Below are 25,093 nucleotides of genomic sequence, written 5' to 3'. Positions count from 1 at the left end.
GGGAATAGCTCAGTTGGTAGAGCACGACCTTGCCAAGGTCGGGGTCGCGAGTTCGAGTCTCGTTTCCCGCTCCAAATTCAAAAAAACGCCGCTCATTTGAGCGGCGTTTTTTTATGCGCGTAAAAAACCTGCCTCAACTTCCAAGGCTCTGCACCAGGCTTTCGAGTGCTTCAATGGTTGTATCTTCCAGTGGCGGTTGCGCAGCTACCGCCCTAAGTTGGCTGGCCAAACGGTATTCGCTGGGCGTGCAGTTGACGAACTGTTTGAAGGCGCGGGCGAAGTAGGAAGGATCCTTGAAGCCGGCCTCATAGCCGATGCTGGTAATCGGCATCTGGCTGTTGTCGAGCAGTTGTTTGGCGAAACTCATGCGCTTGTCCAGGATGTAATCGGTGAAACCGACGCCATTGGCTTCCTTGAACAGGCGACTGAAGCGAAAAGTCGTCATGCCGCAGCGCTTGGCCAAATCCCTCTGATCGATGCTGTCCCGAAAGTGCTGGTCGATGTACAGCATGATGTGGCTCAGCGCCTGATGTTTTTGGTGCCCGGAGGTCAGGCGGATGCTATCTGGCAGAGTGGGCGAGTGGTCGATCAGCAATGTCTTGTCCTGACCGGCATTGCGGCGCAACTCGCAGAGCTGCAGCAGTGCCGTCAGGTAGCGCTTTCTCTCGGCGTTGGTGAGCGGGAGCACCATGTATTCCCAGACACTGGAGCGCATAGCCCAGACGGCCAGTTCTTCTGAGTGCTGCACGGTGAACATGGTAATCGGGATGGTAGGGGTGGTGCGTTTGATCTCCAGCAACAACCTCAAGCCGGGGGTGTCGGGGCGATCGAAGTGGATGCAGATCATGTCTGCCTGTTCCCCGTGGGGCAGCATGGAATTTTTTGCCAGTTTGCAGTCGCAAGTGTCCTCGAACTGCGCGATGAGTTCCTTCGTGGAACGATCGTGAGTCAGATCGAACCATAGCAGCGATGGCCTTCTGGTCATGTTGGACGTCATGTCTCTACTCTGCGGTTCTACGGGCCCCTCTTCGCTGAGTAGTATTGCTAACGTGCCATCACTTTGCAGATTAAATGCTGATAAGGAAGGCGATTTTTAGCTCTATCCGCTCTATGCGTTGCCTGGAAATCAGTCCCAGGCAACTGGCTGTTGGTGTGTCGTCTATGAACCAGGTATCAGCCGCTCGTCGCTTGTAAATCGAAGTCAGTGGTATTCCCGAGCCATCCCTTGTTTTACCCCTCCTGCTACTTCTGCAAAGGCCAATAACCGTATTTGGCCGCGCCCGCAAAAAAGTCCTAGTGATGTGCAAAATCTTCCTAACGCCAATGCCTTGCCCCTGACTAGGGTTGCATCAGGCAGTGCAGAACGTACTGCCTTCCGGAAAAAACAACATTCGAGTGAGGTGGGCAAAATGAATCTGCAGACAATCAAGGCTTCAGTACTGAAGTTCGCCAAAGATGAAGATGGCCTGACCATCGTGGAATACGCCGTAGCCGGTGGGCTGATTACGGTAGCTGTTGCCGCTGCGTTCGTTCTTTTGGGCGGTGCCGTGAATACCAAAATCAGGGCGCTGTGCCAAGCCGTCAACGGCAACGTTGCGTGCTGATAACGAAACTTGCGGTGGCGGGACGCGGCGAAGTCCATGAATAACCGGTTGTTGCTGTTTTGCTGATAGAGCGACCGGATAACTCAATGGACTTCGCGCTGTCCCCGCCAATGTACTTTTCCGAGCCGTATGACCGCTGAAGTGAGGTACACAAAAATGACTCTGCAAACAATCAGAACTTCGATAAGCAAGTTCGCCAAAGATGAAGATGGCCTGACCATTGTGGAATACGCGGTGGCAGGTGGGTTGATTACGGTAGCTGTTGCTGCAGCCTTCGTTCTTTTGGGCGGCGCCGTGGATACCAAGATCAGAGCGCTGTGCCAGGCGGTCAACGGCAACGTTGCCTGCTAACGATAATCCCGGTAGGGGAGACGCGCCATGTCCATGGAATTGCTGGTGTCGACTGTTTTACTGCTAGGACTGCTGGGCGTCGCGGTGGTGAGCGATCTGCTTCGCCACCGTATCCCCAACACGCTGGTCCTGTTGGGCCTTGCCCTGGGATTGGCCGGTCAGACTTATTCGGGTGGTATCAGCGGATTGGGTGACAGCCTGTTGGGTCTCCTGATCTGTTTTGCGTTGTTTCTGCCTATGTATGCCTTGGGTGGCATGGCTGCCGGTGACGTTAAGTTAATGACCATGGTCGGCAGTTTTCTACCGTTTCATTTCGCATTGTGGGCTGCCTTGTTCAGCCTGATAGCCGGTGGCGTGTGCGGTTTCCTGATCGTGCTGGTTCGCGGGCAATTGTTGCAGACCCTGGGGCGTTACTGGCTGATTCTCAGGGCGCAGGCCTATCTGGCGCCGACTTCGGATGAAGTCGCCGGCAAACCTTTTCCTTATTCGATCGCAATCTTGATCGGCACTTTAAACAGCGTCTACTGGCAACTGGTTGCCGGTGGATTGGGAGGTTAGTCATGCACGTCATTGTCGATAGTGATGCCTACTCCAGCGATCGGGAAGCGGTGCAACGGCTGGCTCCTCAGCCTTGCACAATCCGCGAGACGGGTCTGACCGACAGTTTTCTCGGTGAGTTGGTATGCAAGCATTTGTACGACGCCGGCGTGCTGGACATGCCGCGACTGGTGGAGCGCCTGGCGCTGACTGGCGCCGTACTTGAAGAAGTCCTGGCGTTTCTGCGCAAGGACGGTCGTGTCGAAGTCCTTGGTCAGGTGGGGCAATCGGGTGGGCAGCTGCGTTATGGCCTGACCGAACGTGGTCGCAGTGCCGCACGTGATGCCCTGTCGCGCAGCGGCTATATCGGCGCGGCGCCTTTCCCGGTGAGTACCTACCGTTCCCTGATCAAAATCCAGACCATTCACCACGGTCGCATCAGCGCCAACGATATGCACCGGGCCCTGACGGGCGTCGTGCTCACGGAGGGGATGCTCGATCAGTTGGGGGTGGCACTGAACTCCGGGCGCGCAATCATGATTTATGGCCCCGCGGGTACCGGCAAGACCTATGTCAGCAGTCGGTTGATTCGTCTGTTCGCCGAGGCCATCTGGGTACCTCATGCCATCGTGATCAACGAGTCGGTGATCGAAATCTATGACCCGCAGGTGCATCAGCGGCTGGATGACAACGGTCAACAGAACAATCTGATGCTCAACGAAGGGATCGATCGTCGACTGCTGTGCTGCAAGCGCCCGGTCGTCATTACGGGCGGTGAGTTGAGCATGGAACAGCTGGATGTTCGCTATGACCCCTTCACCCGCCAGTACCAGGCTGCCTTGCAGCTCAAGGCCAGCAATGGCCTGTTCATCATCGATGACATGGGCCGCCAGCGCATGGCACCCGCCGAGCTGTTCAATCGCTGGATCGTACCGATGGAGGAGAAGCGCGACTTCCTCAATTTGGGCGGTGGTCGGCATTGCGAGCTGCCATTCGATCTGATTCTGGTGTTCTCCACCAACCTCAATCCCCTGGAACTGGCTGATGAGGCCTTCCTGCGGCGGATTGGCTACAAGTTGCAGTTCGGTTACCTGAAGCCTGAGGAGTACGAAAAGATCTGGCGTCAGGAAAGCGAGCGTCTGGGCATTCCTTTTGACCCGCTGCTGCTGCGTTATGTACTGCAAAGGCTTTATGCAAGTGAAGGCATGCCCCTGGTGCCTTGCCATCCCCGCGATCTCCTGAACATGGCCCTCGACCGTCAGCGTTATATCGGTGGTACCGGGGCACTGTCACCACAAGAGTTGGAATGGGCCTGGCACAACTATTTCGTCCAGCTCGACTTTCTTTGATACGGAGATACTGACATGAGCTCTCGTACTCTTCCCCTGATAGGCGTTTCCCTGGTCATGGGCCTTGGTGCTGCATGGATGGCCGACTCCTGGCTGAGCGCCCGGCTCAATGCCACGCCAGATGACCATCTTCGAAGCGTGGTAGTCGCCACGGTAGAGATTCCATTCGGGCAGATGGTCGAGGCCCAACAGGTCACGACCGTGCGCATGCCCATGGACACGATCCCGGACGATGCTCTCGATTCCAGCGACAAGGCCGTGGGCAAGATCGCAACGTTCGACATCTTGCGTGGCGACGTCATGCGCAGCGCACGCCTGAGCGAGCACCTGGGCGGCAGTACCCTGGCCTCTCTGATTGCCACGGACAAACGTGCCATTTCGGTACGCGTGGACGATGTGGTGGGTGTGGGCGGATTCCTCCTGCCAGGTAACCGGGTCGATGTACTGGCGACCAAAACCACCAGTGCCGGCAGTAACAGCGCCGTGTCCAGGACCATCCTCGAGAACTTGCGGGTGTTGGCGGTGGACCAGACGGCGGGTACCGACAAGACCCAACCGGTGGTGGTGCGCGCAGTGACGCTGGAGATGACGGCCGCCGAGGCGGAAACCCTGGTCACGGCGCAAACGGAAGGCAAGCTGCAACTGGCGCTGCGCAATCCGCTGAACTCCGAGAAAAAAATCGTGACCGCCGCGCCTGCTGCACAGGCCCCCATGGTTGTGGCCGCTGCCCCAGTGCAAAAACGCGTGGTGCACCGTAGCGAAGGTGGTGGGGCTCTCACCATCATTCGCGGGGTCCAGACCAGTTTAGTGAAAGTTCGTTGACTGAGTGGTAGGGGTGCCTGTGCACCAAGGTATTGGCGGAGCCGATCCGGATCAGTATCGGCAAACGAGGGCTTGATGATGAATCTTCGTATCCAGCGGCCGTTCACTGCGACGCCAAGGCGCCAGGGAGGAGCGGTGAGCGTACTGATGGTGATCGCCTTGGCGGCGATTTCCATGATAGCGGCGTTGGCTCTGGACGGCGGGCACATGATGTTGAACAAGACTCGCGTGCAAAACGCTGTGGATGCCGCCGCCCTGAGTGGCGCCAAAACCCTGCTTGAGGTGGCAGGTGCTGCCAACATGGCCAGTACGACACGCACTGCCGCGCTCAATACGCTGACGCAAAATGCCAATGCCACGGGCAACACCGAATTGGCAACGGCGGTCGCCGGCAACCCAGGCGCATTTGCGACGGTGGAGCTCTCCAGCAGCGTCTATGGCCCGTTCTCCTATCCCGGGCCGGCAAATGCCAAGTACGTTCGGGTATCGGTACCGAGCTATCAACTGACAGGTTTTTTCTGGAGTTTCGTCCAGACATTAGGCACTGCGGGCCTTGGGAACAAGGCCGTGGCGGCAATCGCCACCGCCGGCCCCAGCCCTACCAGCCCCTGTGATCTTGCACCATTGATGGTCTGTGGCGACCCGACTAAATACAACCCGGCCGCGGGCGTGTTCTGGGGGTTCCAGTTTGGTGATTTGCAGGTGTTGAAGACGGCTGCCGGCAATTCATCTCCCATTGGCCCAGGCAACTTTCAGTTGCTCGACTTTGGCTCGGGCGGCAGTACAGTCAGGGATGACCTGGCCGGAGGTGGTACGGTTTGCCGCAACGTCGGGCAAAACGTCCAGACCGCCCCTGGCAACAAGGTCGGCCCTACCTCTCAGGGGTTGAATACGCGCTTCGGCATCTACAACGGCCCGGTCAGTGCCTCGGATTACCCGCCAGACCTGGTAACCACGTCCAGCACCCCCGCGATCACATACGACGATGCAACGGGACAAAAGATGTACAAGGGGCAAACCGTCACATCGAGCGGCGGCAATCTCACGGCGGGTAGCGACGCGATACTGGACTACAACGACTGGCGTGCGAGCACTGCCGCGTGTGTGGCCGGGTCCGGCAGCGGCTGTCAGAGCGGTGGGGTGTTCGAGCGTCGGATGCTGAAAATCGTGGTGGGCGATTGCACCGGTAAACAGGGTGGTGCCACTTCGATTCCCGTCCTGGGCTTCGGTTGCTATTTCGTGGTGCAGCCCATGAGTAACGGCGGCACCGACTCGCAGATATTCGGCCAGTTTGTGAAGGAGTGTACAGGCGACAACGTAGCCGGTCCGTCGCCGTCCACCGATGTCGGCCCGCAGATCATTCAACTCTACAAAACCTATATTGGCAGCGGCACTGGCACTCCGAGCACAGACTCGTAGGAGGCGTCATGGGACTTCACTCATTCAAGCGACCACAGGCTCAGCAAGGCGTGGCATTGGTGGAATTCACCCTCGTCCTGCCGTTGTTGCTCCTGTTGTTACTGAGCCTCGGCGAATTCGGCCGCATGCTCTATCAGTACAACGTCCTGCTGCAGGCCAGCCGTGATGCTGACCGTTTTGTCGCCAGCCAGGCCTGGGACTCGACGCTCGGTGCTATCGCTCTGAGCAATACGCTGCTGACCCAGACGAAAAACGTCGCGGTCTATGGCGTGCCCAGCGCTGCCGGCAGCGCTGTGGTGTCAGGGTTGACGACCGCGAACGTCGCGGTCGCCGCGGTGGGCACCGACCATGTGCGAGTCACCATCACCTACAGCTTCTGCCCGGTGATCGGCAGTGGCAATTGTGTCGGCACGTTCCCTGGTCTTATCGGTGGGCAGTTTGCGCTGGCCATTCCGTTGGTTGCCACCACTGTCATGAGGGTGCTGTGATGAATAAAAAACGCATGCACGGCACCTATGTCGTGGAGTTCGCTTTCATCGGCATGCTGGTGTTCATCCTGTTGTTCGGCGTGGTGGAAATGGGCCGCCTGTACTTCACGGTGAGTGCGCTGGATGAAGCCGCGCGGCGTGGTGCGCGTCTGGCGGCGGTGTGCAACATCAGCGATCCGGTGGTGTTGCGGCGGGCGATCTTCAACGCCGCGACCGACGCCGGTACGAGCCAGCTGATCACGAGCCTGGCCACCACCAACCTGACGCTGACCTATCTGGACGTCAACGGTGCTGTGGTGGCCAGTCCCGGCGACCTGGTCAGCGCCACTGGTTTTCGTGCCATCCGCTATGTCCAGTTGAGTCTGCAAGGCTTCGTTTTCAATCTGTTTATTCCCGGGTTAGGCGTGCCCATTACCTTGCCTGCATTCAAGGCAACCTTGCCACGCGAAAGCCTCGGGCGTCATTCCGATTCCGGGGAGATCACACCATGCTGAATACAAAGGACACCCCGCTCTCCAGCTCGACCGGCAAGACCGGGCTGCGGTTGCTGATCAGCAGTCGTGATGCCACCTCGTTGCGCGATCTGCAGAGCGTCTGCCAGCGCATGCCCTGCCTGGAGGTGAGCACTCGCCTGGTAAGCAATGGGCATGTTGACCCACTCTACGGTCTGGACCGCATGCCCGATCTGTTGCTGCTGCGCGTCAGCCATCTGTGGCGCGAAGAATTGGCGGCGCTGTTGCAGCGTCCGGCCCATGAGCGTCCACCGATGTTGGTGTGCGGCCTGTTGAGCGAACAGGAAGGCATGCGCCTGGCGATGCAGGCCGGCGCCCGTGACGTGCTGCCGGAGCCTATCGCCGAGACAGAACTGGTTGCAGCCTTGAATCGCCTGGTCATGGAGGTTCGAACCGGCAGCGGGGTTGAAGGCAAATTGATCGCCGTGATGAGCGCCAAGGGTGGCTCCGGCGGAACCTTGCTGGCCTGCAATCTGGCTCAACAGCTCAGCGTCAAGGGCGGCAGTACCCTGCTGCTGGATATGGACCTGCAATTCGGCAGCGTGACGCATTACCTGGATGTGGCGCAGACGCACAGCCATCTCGAGGTGTTGCATCAGATCGACGGCATGGACAGTGTCGCGCTACGCGGTTTTTGCAGCCACTTCAGCCCGACCTTGCATGTGCTGGGTGGTCGGGCCGGTGAGCTGTGCCTGCCTCAGGATGCCCAACCCGAGCAACTTGACACCCTGTTGCAACTGGCCCGCGCCAGCTACGACTGGGTGGTGATCGACCTGCCGCGGCAAATCGACCATCTCACCGGCTCCGTGCTGGAACAGGTGGATCGGGTGTACGTGGTGGTGCAGCAGAGCGTCAGTCATCTGCGCGATGCCAGCTCCCTGGTGCGGATCCTTCGCGACGATCTGGGCGTGCGCGGCGATCAGTTGCAGATCGTGGTCAACCGCTATGACAAGGCCGCAGCGATCAGCCTCAAGGATATCGGCGAGGCACTGCGCTGCACCAATCTGTCGAAATTACCCAACGACTTCAACCTGGTCAGCCAGAGTCAGAACACTGGCGTGCCGTTGGGGCTGCATGCGCCGAGGGCCGCGATTACTACCGCCCTGCGCGACATGACCGAGGACCTGGTCGGTCAACAGGTGGCCGGGAACAAAGGCTTACTCAAACGCGCCTTCAACCGTTTTTTCGGGGGATGACCCATGATCAGCGACTTTCGTAACCGCTTGCGCAAACAGTCCGGTAAAAACGCTGCATCGTCAGCTGCTCAGGGCGACGACCTGCTGGATCCGGCAGAGGAAATAATGGCGTGGGAGCGTGCAACACCGGACGTTCTTTACGAAACCAGAAGCCAGGTCACTCCGGTGGAAGCCGAATGGCGGGAAAAAATCTACCAGCAATTGCTCAAGGTCATGGACCTGTCGTTGCTGGACTCCCTTGAACAGGCCGAGGCCTCACGGCAGATCCGTGATATTTGCCAGCGCCTGCTCGACGAGCATTCGGCACCGGTGAGTACCACTAGCCGCCAGCTGATTATCAAGCAGATCACCGACGAGGTGCTCGGCCTGGGGCCTCTGGAACCGTTGCTGGCCGATCACAGCGTGTCCGACATTCTGGTCAACGGTTTCGCCTCGGTCTATGTCGAGCGCTTCGGCAAACTGCAAAGGACCGATGTGCGCTTTCGCGATGATCAGCATTTGCTGAACATCATCGATCGCATCGTGTCCAGCCTGGGTCGGCGTATCGACGAGTCCTCGCCATTGGTGGACGCCCGGCTCAAGGACGGTTCGCGGGTCAACGCGATTATCCCGCCGCTGGCCATCGACGGCCCGAGCATGTCGATTCGCCGCTTTGCGGTGGACCTGCTCAATACCGACAGCCTGATCCAGGTGGGGACATTGACCCCGGCCATTGCGCTGCTGCTCAAGGCAATTGTCCGCGGGCGCCTGAACGTGCTGATTTCCGGCGGTACCGGTAGCGGCAAGACCACCATGCTCAACGTGCTGTCCAGTTTCATCCCGCACAACGAGCGGATCGTCACCATCGAAGACTCGGCCGAACTGCAACTGCAGCAGCCCCACGTGGTGCGTCTGGAAACCCGGCCTTCGAACATCGAGGGGCGTGGCGAGGTGAGTCAACGGGAGTTGGTGCGCAACAGTTTGCGGATGCGCCCGGACCGCATTGTGATCGGCGAAGTGCGCGGTGCCGAGGCGCTGGACATGCTGACGGCCATGAACACCGGCCATGACGGTTCGTTGACCACGATCCACGCCAACACCGCGCGCGATGCGTTGGGGCGAGTCGAGAACATGGTGTCGATGAGCGGGGCGACCTTCCCGATCAAGGCCATGCGTCAGCAGATCGCGTCGGCCATCGATGTGGTGATTCAGCTGGAACGTCAGGAGGACGGCAAGCGCCGGCTGGTCAGCGTGCAAGAGATCAACGGCATGGAAGGCGAGATCATCACCATGACCGAAATCTTCTCCTTTGCGCGCCAGGGCATGGGTGAAAACGGTGAAGTGCTTGGCGATTATCGCCCCAGCGGCATGATCCCGGCCTTCCGCGATGTGCTGGCCAAACGCGGCATCGAGTTGCCGCTGACGATGTTCAGGCCTGAATGGATGGAGGCACGGCAGCCATGAGCCATATTCCTGCTGAATTCATTGTGATGTTCCTGGGCATGGTGTTTATCGCCGTGTTCCTCTTATCCCAGGGCGTGGTGGTGCCGGTGTTCGGCGAAGCGGGCAAGATGCGCAAGCGCATCCGCGGCCGTTTGCATGTACTGGAAAAAGCCAACAATTTGCCCAACATGCAGACGGTGTTGCGGCAGAAATACCTGACGCGTTTGTCGCCACTGGAGGCCATGCTCGAGCAGTTGCCGTTCATGGCGAGCCTGACACAGATGATCGAGCAGGCCGGCCATGAATATCGTGCTTACCGGGTGATCTTGCTTGGGCTGTTCCTGGGCGTGTGTGCGGGCATCTCGATCTGGATGGTCTCGACAGTCTGGTGGATGGCGCTGTTGGCGGGTTTCGGGGTGTTCTGGTTACCGCTGTTGAAAGTTTCTCGTGACCGGAGCAAACGTTTCAACGCGTTTGAGGAAGGCCTGCCGGATGCGCTGGATGCCATGTGCCGGGCCTTGCGCGCCGGGCACCCGTTCAACGAAACCCTGCGCCTGGTCGCCGAGGAGCACAAGGGGCCGGTCGCTCATGAGTTCGGCCTGACCTTTGCCGACATCAACTATGGCAACGATGTTCGCCGGGCCATGCTCGGCCTGCTGGAGCGCATGCCCAGCATGACGGTGATGATGCTGGTGACTTCGATCCTGATCCACCGCGAGACTGGCGGCAATCTGACGGAAGTGCTGGAGCGTCTGAGCCGGTTGATCCGTGGGCGTTTCCGCTTTCAGCGCAAGATCAAAACCCTGTCGGCGGAAGGGCGCATGTCGGCCTGGGTGCTGGTGGCGATTCCCTTTGTGCTGGCGATTGCGATCGTGCTCACAAGCCCCAGCTACATGCCTGTGCTGCTCAATGATCCCATAGGCCACAAGCTGATCATCGGGGCTTTCTGCGCCATGTTGATCGGGATTTTCTGGATACGAAAAATCATCCGGATTCAGGTTTAAGCGATATTCGCTACCGGGAGGTACAGGTCATGGACTTTTTACTCGGGTTGTTCAGTCGGTTCACGGGGAACGAGGAAGTAGCGCGCCTGTTGTTCCTTGGCGCGATCGGTTTGAGTACGGTGCTTGCGGTCGTCGCCTTGATGTTGCTGATGCTGGGTCTCCAGGACCCGGTACAGCGTCGTCTGGCGCTGATCAAGCGTGGTCATTTGGGCAATGCGGCTGGTCAGGAGGCGCCGAGTAATCTGCAGCTGTTGCTGGAGCGGGTCGGCCAGCGCTTTGCCTCGGCTGAGTCGGCCCAGGCGTCAGTTACCCAGACTTTGTTGACTCATGCGGGGTACCGCTCCTCTTCGGCTGTACAGATGTACTGGGCGGTGCGCTTGATGTTACCGCTGTTGATGGTCGGCCTTGCGTTGCTGCTGTTGCCGCTGATTCCCAAGGTTTCCCTGGCTGTGGGGCTGTTGTTGGTGGTCATGGTGGCCGGTATCGGATGGTTGCTGCCAGCGCTGTATGTCGCCAAGCGTAAGCAGGCGCGTCAAAACCGGCTGCGTATCGCGTTTCCAGATGCACTGGATCTGATGGTGGTCTGCGTGGAGTCAGGCCTGTCACTGCCCACGACCATTGAACGGGTGGCTGAAGAGATGTCGGTCAGTCATGTTGAACTGGCTGAAGAGCTGGCCCTGGTCAATGCGCAGATCCGCGCGGGCATCACCAGTACCGAGGCGCTCAAACAACTGGCCATACGCACCGGTCTGGAGGATGTGCAAGGGTTGGTCAGCCTGTTGGCGCAGAGTATTCGCTTTGGTACCAGCGTGGCCGACACCCTGCGCATCTATGCCGATGAATTCCGTGATCGGCGTACGCAGGCCGCCGAAGAGGCGGGGGCGAAAATCGGCACCAAGCTGATATTTCCACTGATTTTCTGCCTGTGGCCAAGCTTCTTTCTGGTCGCCATCGGCCCGGCCATGATTGGCGTAATGAAAGCATTCGGAAATATGTAAGAGAATCGGGTGGGGGGCTGTCGAATCAGATGGCCTTGCCACCCGAACCTGATCTGTACTTCCCCTCCCAAGATCTGCACATCCCCCGTAGGAGCGAGCGGTGCGGCGATCCGACTTGCCCGCGAAAGCAATCTGTCTGCCAGCATAGAAGGCGGATATGACAGCCTCTTCGCGGGCAAGCTTCGCTCCTACGGGCAATGTTGTTCACTTAAGCCGTAATGCGATCTGTAGCAGCTGCCGAGCTCGCGAGGCTGCGTTCGGCTGCGAAGCAGTCGTAAACCCTGAATGCACGGTGTGCCTGACGGACCGCAGTGCCTGACTTTACGACTGCTGCGCAGCCGAACGCAGCCTTCGGCAGCTGCTACAAGGAATGCGTCGCGGCTGAAATTGCTTAAGTGAACAGCATTACGCTCCTACGGGGGAACTCTGCCAGCATTGGAAAATGTGTAGATGCCAATACTTTCCTGCAGGCGTGATTAAGCCTGGCGTTTTAGCCAGGCTACTCTGGACGATGCCAGAGGTTGATCATCCATTGACGTCCCTCAGTTGCTGCTGGAGGTCATTTTCCCCCCAGCCTTCTGCTCAAAGAACATCGGGATCGGGTAGGTGAAGCTGTTCAGCCAGCGCTGGAAGGACAGGTCACGCTCAGTGACCGATGCAGTTTGTCGAAAAGGGGAGGCAACCACACCACGAATCTGTAGCTGCATCCACTGTTCGGTGCCTTTTTGCGGTACCGAGGAGGGACCTGGCTCAATAGCCCAGGCACTGGTGGACAGGCAAGCCATGCACACAATCAACAGCCTTTTGGTATTCATCTCGACTCCTCGTACGTTCTACTTGATCGCAGCGCCGGCTGAGGCATCGGCTACCTCAGCCTTGCGATTCCCCTCCGAAGCCACCGCTTTTTTGGCAGAGGCCTTGAGTTTTTCCGCTCGTGTTTGAGCCTCTGCAACTTGCTGGGGACTCAAGCTGGCGCGGTTCGCGAGTTCGGCAGCCGCCTTCCAGTTATCCTGATAGATCAACAGCGTCACCATGTTGAGTGCCGCCAGTGAATCCGCCTGCTTGAGCTCCATGGCCGTCATGAACTCGAAGCGTGCTTCAGGGATCCGTCGCTGATTGAGGTAGACGACCCCCAGGTCATTGCGCATCTTGTCGTCGGTGGGGGCCATCTTCACCGCACGCTCGAGGTGAGTGGTCGCGCTGGCGTTATCATTTTTGGCCGCGGCCAACTGGCCCAGGCCATGTTCCCCTTCAGCGGCCAGACAGGTGCCGAGCAGGCTTTGATACAACGGCTCCGCATCTTTACGCCCCATCAAGCGCAGCACCCGCGCCTTGCGCAGACGAACCTGGACCAGGTCATCGGGCAAACCTTCCAGGTTCGCCAGGCTGGCGTACAAACGGCCTTCGTTGGCCATGTTGTCGGCCAGGTTCAGGGCCAACTCTTGCTCCGAAGCGGGTTTGGCACAACTGCCCGGTCGCGAAACAATACCGTTGGTGGCACAACCTGCGAGCATCAATGTCGCCGTTATTGCAATGACTGCTTTCATCGAGTGTCCTCTGGCTACAACACGTTGAACGCCTGGCCAATGGCAATACAGCTGGCCCGCCAAGCGCTCAAGGTCACCGTTAAGAGTGAGGGCGAAAGCCCGGTTCCGCGTCTGGCTCCGGTTCATTGCGAGAGCCCGGTCTTACTGTCGAAATCACCATTTTCGAGGAAGAACATGCGGTAGAAGTTCGGGTCGTAATTGCGCAGCTGCTCGCCAGGCAACGACGGCAGTTGTGCATTGGCAGCCAGGGGCTGGACCAGATGCGGGGTGACGATCATCAGCAGTTCGCGCTCTTCACGGTTGATGGTGTTATCACGGAAGAACGCACCCAGAATCGGGATATCGCCCAGCCCCGGAAACTTGTTCACCTGGGAATTGTTGCGAGTGCTGATCAGGCCGCTGATGACGAAGCTTTCGCCGTCGGCCAGGGAGATGCTGGTGTCGGTACGGCGTATGGTCAGCGCCGGAACTATGGTGCCGGCGATGCTCACGGCGTTGGTGAAGTCCAGTTCACTGACTTCCGGCGCCACCTTCAGGGCGATACGGTTTTTCTCGATGATGGTTGGCGTCAGGGTCAGGCGGATACCGAACTCCTTGTACTCGATGGAGATGTTATCGCTACCCGAACTGGGCACCGGAATCGGTACTTCACCGCCGGCCAGGAAGCTCGCACTCTGCCCGCTGAGCGCCACCAGGCTTGGCCGCGCCAGGGTGTAGGCGAAACCGCTGCCTTCCAGTGCGTTGATCGCCACCAGGGTATTACCGGTCGCAAAATTGAGGTTGAACATGCCGTTGTCCACCGGCACCGACGGCGTGACGATGCCGCCAATGGTGGGCAAGGTTCTCGGCGAGCCGAACAGGAAGTTGCCGCGGGTGCCGAAAATAGACGCTGAGGCTTCCTTGAGTTTGGTCCGGCTGACTTCGACGAAGCGAATATCGGTCTGTACCTGGCTCGGCAGTAGCGGGTCTTCGTAAGGTCCGGTCGACGCGCTGGTCAGCGCCGAGGTGGCCTTGCCCTTGACGAATACCATGCTTTGGCGCGGTGTTTTCGAACAGGCGGTCCAGACCATCAGGCTGGTGGTTCCCGGTGTCAGACCAGTGAGCAGGAAGGCCTCGGGGTTTTTGCCGCTGGGTTGCACATCGGCAATTTTCGGGTCACCCACGGCCAGTTGCGTCACCGGGACCGGTGTGCGCAGTTCACTCTGATTCCCCTGACCGACCTCGAACGTTGTCGGCATACTGTCCATCTGCGAACAATTGGCCGCCGCGGCCTGAGCCGCGTCCACGCTGAGGCCCATCCAGAACAGGCCATGGATAATTCGCTTGAAAGCGGGCACGGTACGATAGCTCATTAAGTGCATCCTCGCTGAATAGGCCATCTACAAGGCAAACGGGTTGCCTCGGATCACTACAAGGGGCCTGAGTCGACCCTCAACCTCGCCAGAGCACTTACCACTAACGATTAATGCCCCCGGCAATATTCCTTGGTGCTACACGCAAGCAGGTGCAATACGCTGATCCGAATGAACAGCGAGCGACCTTCTAAAACGGCTTTTAGTGATCCAGATACCTGGGCTGCCGACCCGAGCAACAGGCTCAGGCTCGACAACCATCGCGGTTATAGGCGGCACTTCCCGCCAACCTGACTCCCCTAAAAAGCAACCGGCAACCACAGCTCTGCGCCGGAAAACGCCTGTCAGGATCATAGTGAGGTAACTCCTTTTGCCAATTCGCTATCTGATCTCTGAACCTAAACGTCAAAATTCAAACCGTTATGACTTCTTCTTGTTTGAAGGTAGTTCAAACAAAGCAAAGCGCCATGATTTAAAACAAAACTTTAAGGGCAGAGTGTGGAGATAGCCGTGTTGCTGGCGTTGGAGCCGCAAAAAATGCTGTTCGACGAGGCGACCAAGGCAGCATGACTTACATGGACAGAATCAGGCGTCCTGCGAACAGAATGAGGATCACCCCCATGGTTCTTTCGAACCAGTGGCCCATGCGCATGAACAGCAGTCGCACCCGGGCGCTGGAAAAGAACAGGGCCACGATCACGAACCACAAGGCGTTCACGAAACACATCCACAACCCGTACAGCGCTTGAATCTGCAGCGGTGTCGTAGCGCTGATGATGGTGGTGAAAATCGCCAGGAAGAACAGCGTTGCCTTGGGGTTGGTGGCGTTGGTCAGAAACCCGGTGCTGAAAGCCTTGAACAGGGTCTGTTGTTCAGTTGACGCTGCCGCGCCGTTGTCGCCTTCAATCGCCACTTTGGGTTTGCTGCGCAACAGGCTCACACCGAGGTACAAAATGTAGGCTCCCCCGATCACCTTGGCCACCGTCAATAGCCAAGGCGTGGTGTGCATCAATGCGCCGACCCCGAGCAAGGTGTACAGCACATGCACGGAAATGCCCGCGCCGATGCCCAGCGCCGTGCAGATGCCCACTAAACGCCCGAAACGCACGCTTTGGCGGATGGTCACGGCGAAGTCCGGACCGGGAGCTACCACGGCCAGAAAATGGATGGTTGCCAGCGCCAGAAACTCGCCCAGGTAATTCGAAAACATCTCAACTCCAGAAAGTCAGGGGGGAAGCATTGCCGCGGTAGCCGACAAAGAAAGAAAGGCTCAATCGCGGATCGTCCACACCCGGCGTCACCGAGTGCATGCGGCGTGAATTGAACATGATGAAATCACCCGGCTCAGGGCGAATCTCCAGGGTCGGAGGGCCGAGCAAGGCCGGATCGATGCCGTAACTGTCGCCACGCATCTCGTCGAACTGGTCGGGGGAAATGTCGTGGTCCCACATCTGCAATGCGCCGCCCTCGGTCGGCATATTCAGGTAAACATTGCAGGCGAACTGCGCTTCCAGGCTTCTGGCCTGGAAGCTGTCCGGGGCGTCCTTGGCGAAAATGTCGTGATGGGCAAGGAAGCACACGCCGGGTTTGACCACGCGCGATAGCCCCACATACATCTTGCGGCCATAGAGATTTTCCAGATGCGCCCCCGCCGGCCAGGACTCATCGAGCATGCAGCGCAGGGTGTCGACAGGTGAGGAGTAGGGCGCGCAACGGCTGCGCAATTCGGCGATGTTGCTGGTGGCGCGCTCGAAATAGTCTTCGATCAGCAGTGGCTGGTTTTCCGCTTCGTAAAACGCCATGCCGATGCGACCGATGCTCGGTGCGTTGATGTAGCCTTCGAAGCCGGGGGCGAGGATCTTGTCGCCGATCTGGATCGCCAGCGGCCGAGGCAACAAGCCTCTGACGCGGATGGCGAGGACTTCTTCGTTGGCCAGTTTTTTTATGCACGTCTCATCGAGACGCTCGACGTCAAGCATCATGTCTTAGGTCCATCTATCAGATAGTCAACAGAGCCCGCGAACGCAGGCTCCTCCGGCGTCAGGCGATGACGGGGTCGACATCGCCCAAAAGCTCAATCCACGTGGTAGTGGACTGACAGCGTTCCCTTTTTCTGCGAAAGGGAAGCGATCGTGACCTTGCCCAAATCCTTCAGGCTACGTACATGGGTGCCGCCGCAGCCGTAGGCGGGCAGCTCACCGAAACCGATTTCACGGGCGCCTTCGCGCAACGACGTCAAGCGTGGCAGATCATGGGCGATCCATTGCTTGATGCCGTGCTGAATCGTCTGGGCATCAACCTCCTGTGCGCCATCGCCCGGTTTGAATTGCACACGTCCTTCATCCGGCCAGTGATGAGCCTTGATCGGCATCCAGCCCATGGCCTGAACAAAGTGACCGATCAGGTGCCCCGCCGAATGCATGCGCGTATTGAACTGGCGGCGTTGCTCGTCGACCCGAATCTGGATCATGCCGAGTTTTACCGGGTGGTCGACGAAATGGATGATCCGCTCCGTTTCCTGCACCACGCGCAGCACCTGGCTTTCGCCGATCCAGCCGGTATCACAGGGTTGTCCGCCGCCCTGGGGATGAAACAGAGTGGCGCGCAGCACCACGGCGAACTCGTTCTCATAGGGCGTGCAATCCAGGACTTCCACGTTGGCCCTGAGGTCATCACTATGGAAAAAGAGGCGAAGCGTCATATTCCATGCCCTTATTAAAGTTTCTATTTTTATTATATGAACCGTGGAATTGCGTGATAATCCGTTCAACCATCAAAGGACTGTTGCGCTGTGAGCATAAATCTTCCCCTGCCGCTGCTCGGTGAAATGGCGATTTTCGTCAAGGTTGTCGAAACCGGCAGTTTCTCCGAAGCGGCGCGTCAGTTGGGGTCTTCCCCCTCGGCGGTGAGTCGCAGCATTTCGCGGCTGGAGAAGGCGCTTGCCACGCGTTTGTTGCAACGAACCACGCGCAAGCTACGCCTGAGCGACGGAGGCGAAGAGGTGTTCAAGCGCTGCCAGGAGATGGTCAGCGCGGCGAAGTCGGTGATGGAAATCAGCGGTCAGTTCACCCAGGAAGCGGAAGGGCTGGTGCGCGTCAGCGTGCCCAAGGCTGTCGGGCGATTTGTGATTCATCCGCATATGCCGGAGTTTCTGCGGCGTTATCCCAAAGTGGATGTGGAGTTGTTGCTCGAGGACCGCCAGGTGGATTTGATCGATGACAACGTCGACCTGGCCATCCGTATTACCGATCGGCCCCCTGCGGGGCTGGTGGGGCGCCAATTGCTGACCATCGACCATTTGCTCTGCGCAACGCCGCAGTACCTGGCCGAGCACGGCACACCGACTCATCCCCACGACTTGCTCAATCACAGCTGCATCTATCTGGGCGAAACCCCGAGCGATGCGCGCTGGAAGTTCAAGAAAGGCAGCAAAGCGGTGACCGTCGGCGTGCGCGGACGTTACGCCGCCAATCACACGGGCGTGCGATTGGGCGCGGTATTGCAACACATCGGGATCGGTAGCCTGCCGTACTTCACAGCCCGTTATGCGCTGGAACAGGGGCTGATTGTGCAGGTATTGCCGGACTGGACCTTTCTGGCGTCCTACCACGGAGGCGCCTGGCTGCTGCATTCGCCCACCCGCTATCTGCCGCCCAAGTTACGGGTATTCATCGACTATCTGGTGGAATGCCTGGAAAAAGAGCCGACCTTGAGCAAGCCGGGCAAGCCAAGCGCGATGGGCAAGGGCGCAGCAGCGTATGAGTTACCGGAGAGTGATGGGTTGTTTTGATCTTTACCCGGCCAACAAAAAAGGCCCGCATGATTAACCATGCGGGCCTTTTGCGTTACTGATCGCAGATCAGTGCTTGCTGTCCTGGTTCGACATCGCCAGCAGCTGTTTTTCCTGATTCCAGTCGAACGGTTCATCGTTCTGTTCGGCTTCGAAGCGACGTTCTTCCAGCGCCTGGTACAGGTCGATTTCATCATCGGGCATGTAATGCAGGCAGTCACCGGCGAAGTACCACAGCAGATCGCGCGGCACCAGGTGGGCGATTTGCGGATAGCGGGTGATGATCTGGCACAGGATGTCCTGGCCCAGGTATTGGCTTTCGATCGGGTCGACCGGCAGCAACGCACGCAGTTCGTCGAAGCGCTCCAGGAACAAGGCATGGCTTTCTTCGGGAACCTGTTCGGCCTCACCTACGGCGACCAGGATACTGCGCAGGTGGTCGAGCAAGACGAGATGATCGGCAACGACATTGGACACGAGATAAGTCCTCAAGAGCAAAACGGGCGCAGGAGTATAAAGCTCCCGCGCCCCTTTTTCACAGGGTAAAGCGCCCCATGATGGTAAGGCGACACACGGTCCTCTGGATTAGCGGACCTTGCCCTTGCCCAGCACCAGCACCTCTTTATCGAAATCATCGACGTCGATCACCTTGCGCCGCGCCACCTCCACCTCACGCAAGGTCTCGGCTTCAGCCGGTTGCAAGACGCCGGCCTCCAGTGCGGCATCGATGACAGATTCCCCGACAGTGGGTTTGACCTGGCGACTTCTCAGCGCTGTGTTGAGTTTTTTCTGTAGCGGTTTGGCGGCGTTCAGCAAGTCGCAGGCGTGCTGCAGGGCGCCGACCGGATCCTCTGTCGATTGCGGGCGATAGCAGCCCGCCAATAACTCCTCAAGAGTCGGGTCGCCCTTGGCGCGGCCGAGGACTGCGGCGACTTTGGCCGCCAGCCTGTCCGACGGGCCTCTGTGCCGGCGACCGAACGGGAACACCAGCACTCGCAGCAGGCAGCCGAGTACCTTGTTCGGAAAGTTGGCCAGCAGTTCGTCCAGCGCACGCTCGGACTGGCCGAGGCTCTCTTCCATCGCCCAGGCGAACAACGGACGCATATGCTCCGGCGAATCGAGATCGTGATATCGCTTGAGCGCGGCGGAGGCCAGATACAGGTAGCTGAGCACATCGCCCAGACGTGCGGACAAGCGTTCGCGGCGTTTCAGGTCGCCGCCCAGCAGCATCATGCACTGGTCTGCAAGCATGGCAAATGCCGCGGCCTGACGGTTGAGGGCGCGCACGTAGCGTTGGCTGAGCTTGTCCCCGGGCACGTGTTCGAAATGCCCGAAGCCAAGGTTCAGCACCAGGGTGCTGGCGGCGTTGCTCACGGCAAAACCAATGTGTTTGAGCAGCAGGGCGTCGAACTCGATCAGCGCCTGTTGCTTGTCTTCGCGGTGGACAAGGGCCATTTCCTTGAGCACGAACGGATGGCAGCGAATAGCGCCCTGGCCGAAGATCATCAGGTTGCGTGTCAGGATGTTCGCACCTTCGACCGTGACGGAAATGGGCGCACCTTGCCAGCTACGCGCCAGATAGTTGTTCGGGCCCATGATGATGGCCTTGCCGCCGTGAACATCCATGGCGTGACTGACGCACTCGCGACCGCGTTCGGAGAGGTGGTATTTGATGATGGCGGAGGGCACCGACGGCTTTTCGCCGAGGTCGACCGCGTTGGCGGTGAGCATTCGCGCGCTGTCCATCAGCCAGGTACTGCCGCCGATCCGCGCCAGTGCTTCCTGAATCCCTTCGAAGGCTGACAGCGGTGCGTTGAATTGCTCGCGAACCTGCGCATATTGGCCCGTCACCAGGCTGCTGAACTTGCCCGCGGCGGTACCGATGGCTGGCAGCGAAATGGAACGCCCGACCGACAGGCAGTTCATCAGCATCATCCAGCCTTCGCCGAGCATCTCCTGACCGCCGATGATGAATTCCAGCGGTATGAACACATCCTTGCCGGCGTTCGGGCCGTTCATGAAAGCGGCGCCCAGCGGCAGGTGACGGCGGCCGATTTCTACACCGGGGGTCTGGGTTGGAATCAATGCGAGACTGATCCCCAGGTCGACTTTGTCACCCAATAGATGATCCGGGTCATAGGCCTTGAAGGCCAGGCCGATCAAGGTCGCCACCGGACCGAGGGTGATGTAGCGTTTTTCCCAGTTCAGGCGCAGTCCGAGGGTTTCCTGGCCTTCCCATTCACCTTTGCAAATCACCCCGGTGTCGGTCATCCCCCCGACGTTGGAACCCGCCATCGGGCCTGTCAGGGCAAAGCAGGGGATATCGTCGCCGCGGGCCAGCCGTGGCAGGTAATGATTGCGTTGTTCGTCGGTGCCGTAATGCAGCAGCAGTTCCGCCGGGCCAAGGGAGTTGGGCACCATGACGGTGGAGGCCAGGTCGCCGCTGCGGGTCGCCAGTTTCATCGCGATCTGGGAGTGCGCATAAGCCGAGAAGCCTTTGCCACCGTATTCCTTGGGAATGATCAGGGCAAAAAAGCCATGCTGCTTGATGTGATCCCAGGCTTGGGGCGGCAGGTCCAGCAACTGGCTGATCTGCCAATCGGTGACCATCGCGCAGAGCTCTTCGGTCGGGCCATCGATGAACGCTTGTTCCTCTTCGCTCAGCTGCGCTTGTGGATAGGCCAGCAGCTTGTTCCAGTCCGGACGACCGCTGAACAGCTCACCGTCCCACCAGACCGTGCCGGCCTCAATGGCTTCACGCTCGGTTTGCGACATCGGCGGCAGGTTTTTTTGAAACCAGTTGAAAATGGGCGCAGTGAACAGTTTTCGTCGCAGGTCCGGCAGCAACAGGGGGGCGGCCAAGGCCGCGAGCAACACCCAGAAAATCAGCAGCAGCCAGACGGGGGCATGGCTCGCATGTCTGAAGATGCCCATCGCCAGCAGATAGACAGCGATGATGCCCAACGCGGGCAGAGGCGCGGTGCGGCGATGTGCCAGCCAGGCAATCCCGACCACCAGAACCAGTATCCACAACAGCAGCATAATTAATTCTCCTGAAGCCAGGGGCAAAACCACTCTCAGAGCTTAGACGGCATCCATAAAAGTGGGTGGTCGGAGCGATCGGGTTGAGTTCGTAGGAAGCAGCGGCCGGACTTCGTAAGCAATTTCGATGGAAGGTTGTTGAACGCTTTCGTCAACAGGGCGGGCAAGCGCTGCTATTTGGCCGAAACGTCGTTATCTCTGTGCTGAAGGTATCGCTAGACTCGTGGCTTCCCCCAGGAGATTGCTCCCATGCACGCGTATCTGAGCCCCGGCCGCTTCATCGACAGTGACCATCCCTCGGTGGTGGAGTTCGCCGAAAAACACCGGGGCGCCCGGCGCGATCCGCTGGAACAGGCGATCAATTTCTATTACGCGGTGCGCGAGGCCGTGCGCTACAACCCCTACACCTTCAGCCGTGATCCGCAGACCTTGCGCGGCAGCTATGCGCTGGCGGCGGGGGAGAGTTATTGCGTGCCCAAAGCCACACTGTTGGCAGGTTGCGCCCGGCATTGCGGGATCCCGGCGCGTATCGGTCTGGCGGATGTGCGTAATCACCTGTCGACACCGCGTCTGCTCGAACTGCTCAAGAGCGATGTGTTCGCCATGCACGGCTACACCGAGCTTTATTTGAACGAGCGTTGGGTCAAAGCCACACCGGCCTTCAATCAACAACTGTGCGAGCTGTTCAATGTCGCGCCGCTGGAGTTCGACGGGATCAACGACAGCGTGTTCCATCCCTTCAACCGTGACGGCGAGCAACTGATGGAATACCTGGTCGATCACGGCCAGTTCACCGATGTGCCTGAAGCGTTCTTTTTCGAGCACCTGGAAAAGTGCTATCCGCATCTGTTCGGCGAGCGGCTGCCGCTGCAACTGGGTGACATGCAGGGCGATTTGAGTCGCGCCTGATCCGGCGTATGCTGCCTGCGCATTCATCCAACAAGGAGCGGTCATGCTGAAGATCTGGGGTCGGAAAAATTCGTCGAATGTCAGAAAGCCGTTGTGGGCCGCCGAAGAGCTGGGCCTGGCCTATGAAGCCATCGATGCCGGCGGTGCCTTTGGCGTGGTCGACACGCCTGAGTACCGGGCGATGAATCCCAACGGTCGCGTGCCGGTGATCGAAGACGACGGCTTCGTGCTGTGGGAATCCAACACCATCGTGCGTTACCTGATGGCCCGCCACGCCAGCGGCACTGCCTGGTATCCGACGGACCTGCAAGCCCGTGCCTCGGCGGAAAAGTGGATGGACTGGACCACTTCAAGTTTTGCCGCGCCGTTTCGCACGGTGTTCTGGGGCGTGTTGCGCACCCCGCCAGAGCAGCAGGACTGGTCGGCCATCAAGGCTGCGATCAAGGAGTGCGACGATCTGCTGTCGATGGCCGATCAAGCGCTGGCGGCTAAACCCTACCTGTCGGGCGATGAGATCGGCATGGGCGACATTCCCTTGGGCAGCTTCATTTATGCCTGGTTCGAGATGCCGATCGAGCGCGCGCCGCTGCCACATCTCGAGGCGTGGTACGCACGGTTGAAACAGCGTCCGGCGTATCGCAAAGCCGTCATGACCGCGTTGACTTAATACTCACTATCGACACGCTTGACTGTACTTGTGTGGCGGCGACAAGCACCATTGCGCTCATGCGCCGCGGTTGCATTGCTCGCCGCCCGCCCTTATTTATTCCTTTCTTCCCTTCCTGGTGCGTAAATCCGATATGAGTTCCGCTCTGTCCATCCGGCAGCTAACCAAAACCTACGGCAACGGTTTCCAGGCCTTGAGTGGTATCGATCTGGACGTCGCCGAAGGTGACTTTTTCGCCTTGCTCGGCCCGAACGGCGCCGGCAAATCCACGACCATCGGCATTCTCTCGACCCTGGTGAACAAGACCAGCGGCACGGTGAATATCTTCGGTCACGACCTGGACAAAAATCCTGCGGCGCTCAAACGCTCGATCGGCGTGGTGCCCCAGGAATTCAACTTCAACCAGTTCGAAAAGACCTTCGACATTGTCGTGACCCAGGCCGGTTACTACGGCATTCCGGCGAAAATCGCCAAGGAACGCGCCGAGCAGTACCTGACTCAACTGGGTTTGTGGGACAAGCGCGATGTGCCGTCACGCTCCCTGTCCGGCGGCATGAAGCGCCGACTGATGATCGCCCGGGCGCTGGTCCACGAGCCACGCCTGCTGATCCTCGACGAACCGACGGCAGGGGTGGACATCGAATTGCGTCGCTCGATGTGGACCTTCCTCACCGAACTGAACAAGAAAGGCATCACCATCATCCTCACCACCCACTACCTGGAGGAGGCTGAGCAGTTGTGCCGCAACATCGGCATCATCGACCACGGCACCATTGTCGAGAACACCAGCATGAAGCAGTTGCTCAGCCAACTGCATGTCGAGACGTTCCTGCTGGACCTGAAGAACACCTTGCAAGTGGCGCCGCAGTTGCTTGGTTACCCGTCCAAACTGATCGACAGTCATACCCTGGAAGTCCAGGTCGACAAGGCCATGGGCATTACCGCGCTGTTCACCCAGTTGGCGCAGCAGAACATCGAAGTGTTGAGCCTGCGTAACAAAACCAATCGCCTCGAGGAGTTGTTCGTGTCCCTGGTGGAGAAAAATCTGTCGAAGGTGGCGGTATGAGTTCCGAGCTGCAACCCAACCTCGTCGCCCTCAATACCATCGTTTATCGTGAGGTCAAGCGCTTCACCCGGATCTGGCCGCAGACCTTGCTGCCGCCAGCCATCACCATGGTTCTGTACTTTGTGATCTTCGGCAATCTGATCGGTCGGCAGATCGGCGGCATGGGTGGCTTCACGTACATGGAGTACATCGTGCCGGGGCTGATCATGATGTCGGTGATCACCAACTCCTACGGCAACGTGGTATCGAGCTTCTTTGGCAGCAAGTTCCAGCGCTCCATCGAAGAACTGATGGTGTCGCCGGTGTCACCGCATACCATTCTGATTGGCTATACCCTGGGCGGCGTGCTGCGCGGGTTGATGGTCGGGCTCATCGTGACGCTGCTGTCGCTGTTCTTCACCACGCTACAGGTGCATCACCTGGGCGTGACCGTCCTGGTGGTGCTGCTGACGGCGACGATCTTCTCGTTGCTGGGTTTCATCAACGCGGTATTTGCGCGCAACTTCGATGACATCTCGATCATCCCGACCTTCGTGCTGACACCGCTGACGTATCTGGGCGGGGTGTTCTACTCGATCAGCCTGCTGCCGCCATTCTGGCAGACCGTGTCGCTGGCCAACCCGGTGCTGCACATGGTCAACGCCTTCCGTTACGGCATCCTTGGCGTGTCGGACATCAAGATCAGCGTGGCGATCGCCTTCATGCTGGTAGCGACTGTTGTGCTGTACATCGGTTGTGCGCGGCTGCTGGTGAGTGGGCGTGGGATGCGTACCTGACGCCTCCACTGCGGGTCAGGTTACGTGTTGTTGGTGTACATATCCGTTGCTGCGGTAATGGCTACTTAGGGTTCCGCCCTTACGGCGGGTCACTTTGGAAAAGCCCCAAAGTAACCAAAGGGCTCTTGCCCCTTTCGTTCGGCCCTTCGCCTAGGCTCAGGGTGACCTCGCTCCGGTCCTGCTCCGTGGGCCCGCCGCCATCGGCCATCCATGGCCGGGGGCGGCTAACCCGGCATCCATGC

Annotated in this window: 26 protein-coding genes; 17 read left to right on the top strand and 9 right to left on the bottom strand. The window is 59.0% G+C overall.

Annotated features, from left to right (window positions below; genetic code table 11):
• Window positions 1-133: 133 nt before the first annotated feature.
• Window positions 134-997, bottom strand: a complete 864-nt coding sequence (locus ACCC96_RS28290) for a helix-turn-helix domain-containing protein (RefSeq protein WP_413697527.1) — start codon at window positions 995-997, stop codon at window positions 134-136.
• Between the two features lie 412 nt (window positions 998-1,409).
• Here ACCC96_RS28290 and ACCC96_RS28285 point away from each other — a divergent pair, with 412 nt between their 5' ends.
• The 12 genes from ACCC96_RS28285 (at window position 1,410) to ACCC96_RS28230 (ending at window position 11,702) form a co-directional block, all read left to right on the top strand.
• Complete coding sequence (locus tag ACCC96_RS28285) at window positions 1,410-1,604, top strand: Flp family type IVb pilin (RefSeq protein ID WP_413697526.1); 195 nt, start codon at window positions 1,410-1,412, stop codon at window positions 1,602-1,604.
• 156 nt (window positions 1,605-1,760) lie between these two features.
• Window positions 1,761-1,955 carry a Flp family type IVb pilin gene (locus tag ACCC96_RS28280; protein WP_018926260.1) on the top strand — a complete coding sequence of 65 codons (195 nt, stop codon included), beginning with the start codon at window positions 1,761-1,763 and terminating at the stop codon, window positions 1,953-1,955.
• A 27-nt stretch (window positions 1,956-1,982) separates the two neighbouring features.
• Complete coding sequence (locus tag ACCC96_RS28275; RefSeq protein ID WP_413697525.1) at window positions 1,983-2,513, top strand: prepilin peptidase; 531 nt, start codon at window positions 1,983-1,985, stop codon at window positions 2,511-2,513.
• A gap of 2 nt (window positions 2,514-2,515) precedes the next feature.
• Window positions 2,516-3,841, top strand: a complete 1,326-nt coding sequence (locus ACCC96_RS28270) for an AAA family ATPase (RefSeq protein ID WP_413697524.1) — start codon at window positions 2,516-2,518, stop codon at window positions 3,839-3,841.
• A gap of 15 nt (window positions 3,842-3,856) precedes the next feature.
• Window positions 3,857-4,663 (top strand): Flp pilus assembly protein CpaB, encoded by an 807-nt coding sequence (cpaB, locus tag ACCC96_RS28265; RefSeq protein WP_111455154.1) that lies wholly within the window; start codon window positions 3,857-3,859, stop codon window positions 4,661-4,663.
• A 75-nt stretch (window positions 4,664-4,738) separates the two neighbouring features.
• The gene (locus ACCC96_RS28260; RefSeq protein ID WP_413697523.1) at window positions 4,739-6,082 is read left to right on the top strand and encodes a TadE/TadG family type IV pilus assembly protein; all 1,344 of its coding nucleotides are present in this window, start codon (window positions 4,739-4,741) and stop codon (window positions 6,080-6,082) included.
• A gap of 8 nt (window positions 6,083-6,090) precedes the next feature.
• The gene (locus tag ACCC96_RS28255) at window positions 6,091-6,570 is read left to right on the top strand and encodes a TadE/TadG family type IV pilus assembly protein (protein WP_258672774.1); all 480 of its coding nucleotides are present in this window, start codon (window positions 6,091-6,093) and stop codon (window positions 6,568-6,570) included.
• On the top strand, window positions 6,570-7,064 hold the full coding sequence (locus ACCC96_RS28250; protein WP_413697522.1) for a TadE family protein: 495 nt from the start codon (window positions 6,570-6,572) through the stop codon (window positions 7,062-7,064). The genes ACCC96_RS28255 and ACCC96_RS28250 overlap by 1 nt, the downstream gene beginning before the upstream one ends.
• Window positions 7,058-8,278 carry an AAA family ATPase gene (locus tag ACCC96_RS28245; protein WP_258672775.1) on the top strand — a complete coding sequence of 407 codons (1,221 nt, stop codon included), beginning with the start codon at window positions 7,058-7,060 and terminating at the stop codon, window positions 8,276-8,278. The genes ACCC96_RS28250 and ACCC96_RS28245 overlap by 7 nt, the downstream gene beginning before the upstream one ends.
• A 3-nt stretch (window positions 8,279-8,281) precedes the next feature.
• Window positions 8,282-9,721: a CpaF family protein gene (locus tag ACCC96_RS28240; RefSeq protein WP_258672776.1), complete on the top strand. Its 1,440-nt coding sequence runs from the start codon at window positions 8,282-8,284 to the stop codon at window positions 9,719-9,721.
• A complete protein-coding gene (locus ACCC96_RS28235) occupies window positions 9,718-10,704 on the top strand; it encodes a type II secretion system F family protein (RefSeq protein ID WP_258672777.1) in 987 nt (328 codons plus the stop codon). The genes ACCC96_RS28240 and ACCC96_RS28235 overlap by 4 nt, the downstream gene beginning before the upstream one ends.
• Before the next feature lie 29 nt (window positions 10,705-10,733).
• Entirely contained in the window at window positions 10,734-11,702 is a 969-nt protein-coding gene (locus tag ACCC96_RS28230) for a type II secretion system F family protein (protein ID WP_258672778.1), read from the top strand.
• A gap of 542 nt (window positions 11,703-12,244) precedes the next feature.
• On the opposite strand, the gene ACCC96_RS28225 is transcribed toward ACCC96_RS28230, so the two are convergent.
• The 6 genes from ACCC96_RS28225 to ACCC96_RS28200 form a co-directional block, all read right to left on the bottom strand.
• Entirely contained in the window at window positions 12,245-12,517 is a 273-nt protein-coding gene (locus ACCC96_RS28225) for a DUF3613 domain-containing protein (protein WP_258672779.1), read from the bottom strand.
• A gap of 18 nt (window positions 12,518-12,535) precedes the next feature.
• A complete protein-coding gene (locus ACCC96_RS28220; protein WP_258672780.1) occupies window positions 12,536-13,249 on the bottom strand; it encodes a tetratricopeptide repeat protein in 714 nt (237 codons plus the stop codon).
• A 122-nt stretch (window positions 13,250-13,371) separates the two neighbouring features.
• On the bottom strand, window positions 13,372-14,601 hold the full coding sequence (locus ACCC96_RS28215) for a type II and III secretion system protein family protein (protein WP_413697521.1): 1,230 nt from the start codon (window positions 14,599-14,601) through the stop codon (window positions 13,372-13,374).
• A gap of 571 nt (window positions 14,602-15,172) precedes the next feature.
• Window positions 15,173-15,811, bottom strand: a complete 639-nt coding sequence (locus ACCC96_RS28210; protein ID WP_192350879.1) for a LysE family translocator — start codon at window positions 15,809-15,811, stop codon at window positions 15,173-15,175.
• 1 nt (window position 15,812) lies between these two features.
• On the bottom strand, window positions 15,813-16,583 hold the full coding sequence (locus tag ACCC96_RS28205; protein ID WP_192379515.1) for a 2OG-Fe(II) oxygenase: 771 nt from the start codon (window positions 16,581-16,583) through the stop codon (window positions 15,813-15,815).
• Between the two features lie 92 nt (window positions 16,584-16,675).
• A complete protein-coding gene (locus ACCC96_RS28200; protein ID WP_018926244.1) occupies window positions 16,676-17,302 on the bottom strand; it encodes a hypothetical protein in 627 nt (208 codons plus the stop codon).
• A gap of 90 nt (window positions 17,303-17,392) precedes the next feature.
• On the opposite strand from ACCC96_RS28200, the gene ACCC96_RS28195 reads away from it, so the two are divergent.
• Window positions 17,393-18,391 (top strand): LysR family transcriptional regulator, encoded by a 999-nt coding sequence (locus tag ACCC96_RS28195; protein WP_258672784.1) that lies wholly within the window; start codon window positions 17,393-17,395, stop codon window positions 18,389-18,391.
• A 69-nt stretch (window positions 18,392-18,460) separates the two neighbouring features.
• On the opposite strand, the gene ACCC96_RS28190 is transcribed toward ACCC96_RS28195, so the two are convergent.
• A complete protein-coding gene (locus ACCC96_RS28190) occupies window positions 18,461-18,868 on the bottom strand; it encodes a PA2817 family protein (protein ID WP_007938686.1) in 408 nt (135 codons plus the stop codon).
• 108 nt (window positions 18,869-18,976) lie between these two features.
• A complete protein-coding gene (locus ACCC96_RS28185) occupies window positions 18,977-21,433 on the bottom strand; it encodes an acyl-CoA dehydrogenase (protein WP_413697520.1) in 2,457 nt (818 codons plus the stop codon).
• 249 nt (window positions 21,434-21,682) lie between these two features.
• Between ACCC96_RS28185 and ACCC96_RS28180 the strand changes: the two genes are divergently transcribed.
• The 4 genes from ACCC96_RS28180 to ACCC96_RS28165 all read left to right on the top strand — a co-directional run bounded on the left by ACCC96_RS28180 (window position 21,683) and on the right by ACCC96_RS28165 (window position 24,851).
• Window positions 21,683-22,342 (top strand): transglutaminase-like domain-containing protein, encoded by a 660-nt coding sequence (locus ACCC96_RS28180; protein ID WP_413697519.1) that lies wholly within the window; start codon window positions 21,683-21,685, stop codon window positions 22,340-22,342.
• 43 nt (window positions 22,343-22,385) lie between these two features.
• Window positions 22,386-23,009: a glutathione S-transferase family protein gene (locus tag ACCC96_RS28175; RefSeq protein WP_413697518.1), complete on the top strand. Its 624-nt coding sequence runs from the start codon at window positions 22,386-22,388 to the stop codon at window positions 23,007-23,009.
• A gap of 133 nt (window positions 23,010-23,142) precedes the next feature.
• Window positions 23,143-24,075: an ABC transporter ATP-binding protein gene (locus ACCC96_RS28170; protein WP_413697517.1), complete on the top strand. Its 933-nt coding sequence runs from the start codon at window positions 23,143-23,145 to the stop codon at window positions 24,073-24,075.
• Window positions 24,072-24,851: an ABC transporter permease gene (locus ACCC96_RS28165; protein WP_018926238.1), complete on the top strand. Its 780-nt coding sequence runs from the start codon at window positions 24,072-24,074 to the stop codon at window positions 24,849-24,851. Before ACCC96_RS28170 ends, ACCC96_RS28165 begins: the two co-directional genes overlap by 4 nt.
• Window positions 24,852-25,093 lie beyond the last annotated feature (242 nt).

Origin of the sequence: Pseudomonas sp. Pseusp11 (genome assembly GCF_047304405.1) — a bacterium.
GTDB lineage: Bacteria > Pseudomonadota > Gammaproteobacteria > Pseudomonadales > Pseudomonadaceae > Aquipseudomonas.
The sequence above is the reverse complement of the archived record's forward strand: the minus strand, read 5'-3'. Positions and strand labels throughout refer to the sequence as shown.

Excerpts from the sequence above, each read along its gene's own strand:
- cpaB (WP_111455154.1), top strand. The coding sequence starts at position 3,857 with ATGAGCTCTCGTACTCTTCCCCTGATAGGCGTTTCCCTGGTCATGGGC.
- ACCC96_RS28205 (WP_192379515.1), bottom strand. The coding sequence starts at position 16,583 with ATGATGCTTGACGTCGAGCGTCTCGATGAGACGTGCATAAAAAAACTG.
- ACCC96_RS28280 (WP_018926260.1), top strand. The coding sequence starts at position 1,761 with ATGACTCTGCAAACAATCAGAACTTCGATAAGCAAGTTCGCCAAAGAT.
- ACCC96_RS28250 (WP_413697522.1), top strand. The coding sequence starts at position 6,570 with ATGAATAAAAAACGCATGCACGGCACCTATGTCGTGGAGTTCGCTTTC.
- ACCC96_RS28285 (WP_413697526.1), top strand. The coding sequence starts at position 1,410 with ATGAATCTGCAGACAATCAAGGCTTCAGTACTGAAGTTCGCCAAAGAT.
- ACCC96_RS28165 (WP_018926238.1), top strand. The coding sequence starts at position 24,072 with ATGAGTTCCGAGCTGCAACCCAACCTCGTCGCCCTCAATACCATCGTT.
- ACCC96_RS28225 (WP_258672779.1), bottom strand. The coding sequence starts at position 12,517 with ATGAATACCAAAAGGCTGTTGATTGTGTGCATGGCTTGCCTGTCCACC.
- ACCC96_RS28290 (WP_413697527.1), bottom strand. The coding sequence starts at position 997 with ATGACGTCCAACATGACCAGAAGGCCATCGCTGCTATGGTTCGATCTG.
- ACCC96_RS28175 (WP_413697518.1), top strand. The coding sequence starts at position 22,386 with ATGCTGAAGATCTGGGGTCGGAAAAATTCGTCGAATGTCAGAAAGCCG.
- ACCC96_RS28180 (WP_413697519.1), top strand. The coding sequence starts at position 21,683 with ATGCACGCGTATCTGAGCCCCGGCCGCTTCATCGACAGTGACCATCCC.
- ACCC96_RS28255 (WP_258672774.1), top strand. The coding sequence starts at position 6,091 with ATGGGACTTCACTCATTCAAGCGACCACAGGCTCAGCAAGGCGTGGCA.
- ACCC96_RS28240 (WP_258672776.1), top strand. The coding sequence starts at position 8,282 with ATGATCAGCGACTTTCGTAACCGCTTGCGCAAACAGTCCGGTAAAAAC.
- ACCC96_RS28245 (WP_258672775.1), top strand. The coding sequence starts at position 7,058 with ATGCTGAATACAAAGGACACCCCGCTCTCCAGCTCGACCGGCAAGACC.
- ACCC96_RS28230 (WP_258672778.1), top strand. The coding sequence starts at position 10,734 with ATGGACTTTTTACTCGGGTTGTTCAGTCGGTTCACGGGGAACGAGGAA.
- ACCC96_RS28215 (WP_413697521.1), bottom strand. The coding sequence starts at position 14,601 with ATGAGCTATCGTACCGTGCCCGCTTTCAAGCGAATTATCCATGGCCTG.
- ACCC96_RS28260 (WP_413697523.1), top strand. The coding sequence starts at position 4,739 with ATGATGAATCTTCGTATCCAGCGGCCGTTCACTGCGACGCCAAGGCGC.
- ACCC96_RS28220 (WP_258672780.1), bottom strand. The coding sequence starts at position 13,249 with ATGAAAGCAGTCATTGCAATAACGGCGACATTGATGCTCGCAGGTTGT.
- ACCC96_RS28210 (WP_192350879.1), bottom strand. The coding sequence starts at position 15,811 with ATGTTTTCGAATTACCTGGGCGAGTTTCTGGCGCTGGCAACCATCCAT.
- ACCC96_RS28170 (WP_413697517.1), top strand. The coding sequence starts at position 23,143 with ATGAGTTCCGCTCTGTCCATCCGGCAGCTAACCAAAACCTACGGCAAC.
- ACCC96_RS28200 (WP_018926244.1), bottom strand. The coding sequence starts at position 17,302 with ATGACGCTTCGCCTCTTTTTCCATAGTGATGACCTCAGGGCCAACGTG.
- ACCC96_RS28185 (WP_413697520.1), bottom strand. The coding sequence starts at position 21,433 with ATGCTGCTGTTGTGGATACTGGTTCTGGTGGTCGGGATTGCCTGGCTG.
- ACCC96_RS28270 (WP_413697524.1), top strand. The coding sequence starts at position 2,516 with ATGCACGTCATTGTCGATAGTGATGCCTACTCCAGCGATCGGGAAGCG.
- ACCC96_RS28275 (WP_413697525.1), top strand. The coding sequence starts at position 1,983 with ATGTCCATGGAATTGCTGGTGTCGACTGTTTTACTGCTAGGACTGCTG.
- ACCC96_RS28235 (WP_258672777.1), top strand. The coding sequence starts at position 9,718 with ATGAGCCATATTCCTGCTGAATTCATTGTGATGTTCCTGGGCATGGTG.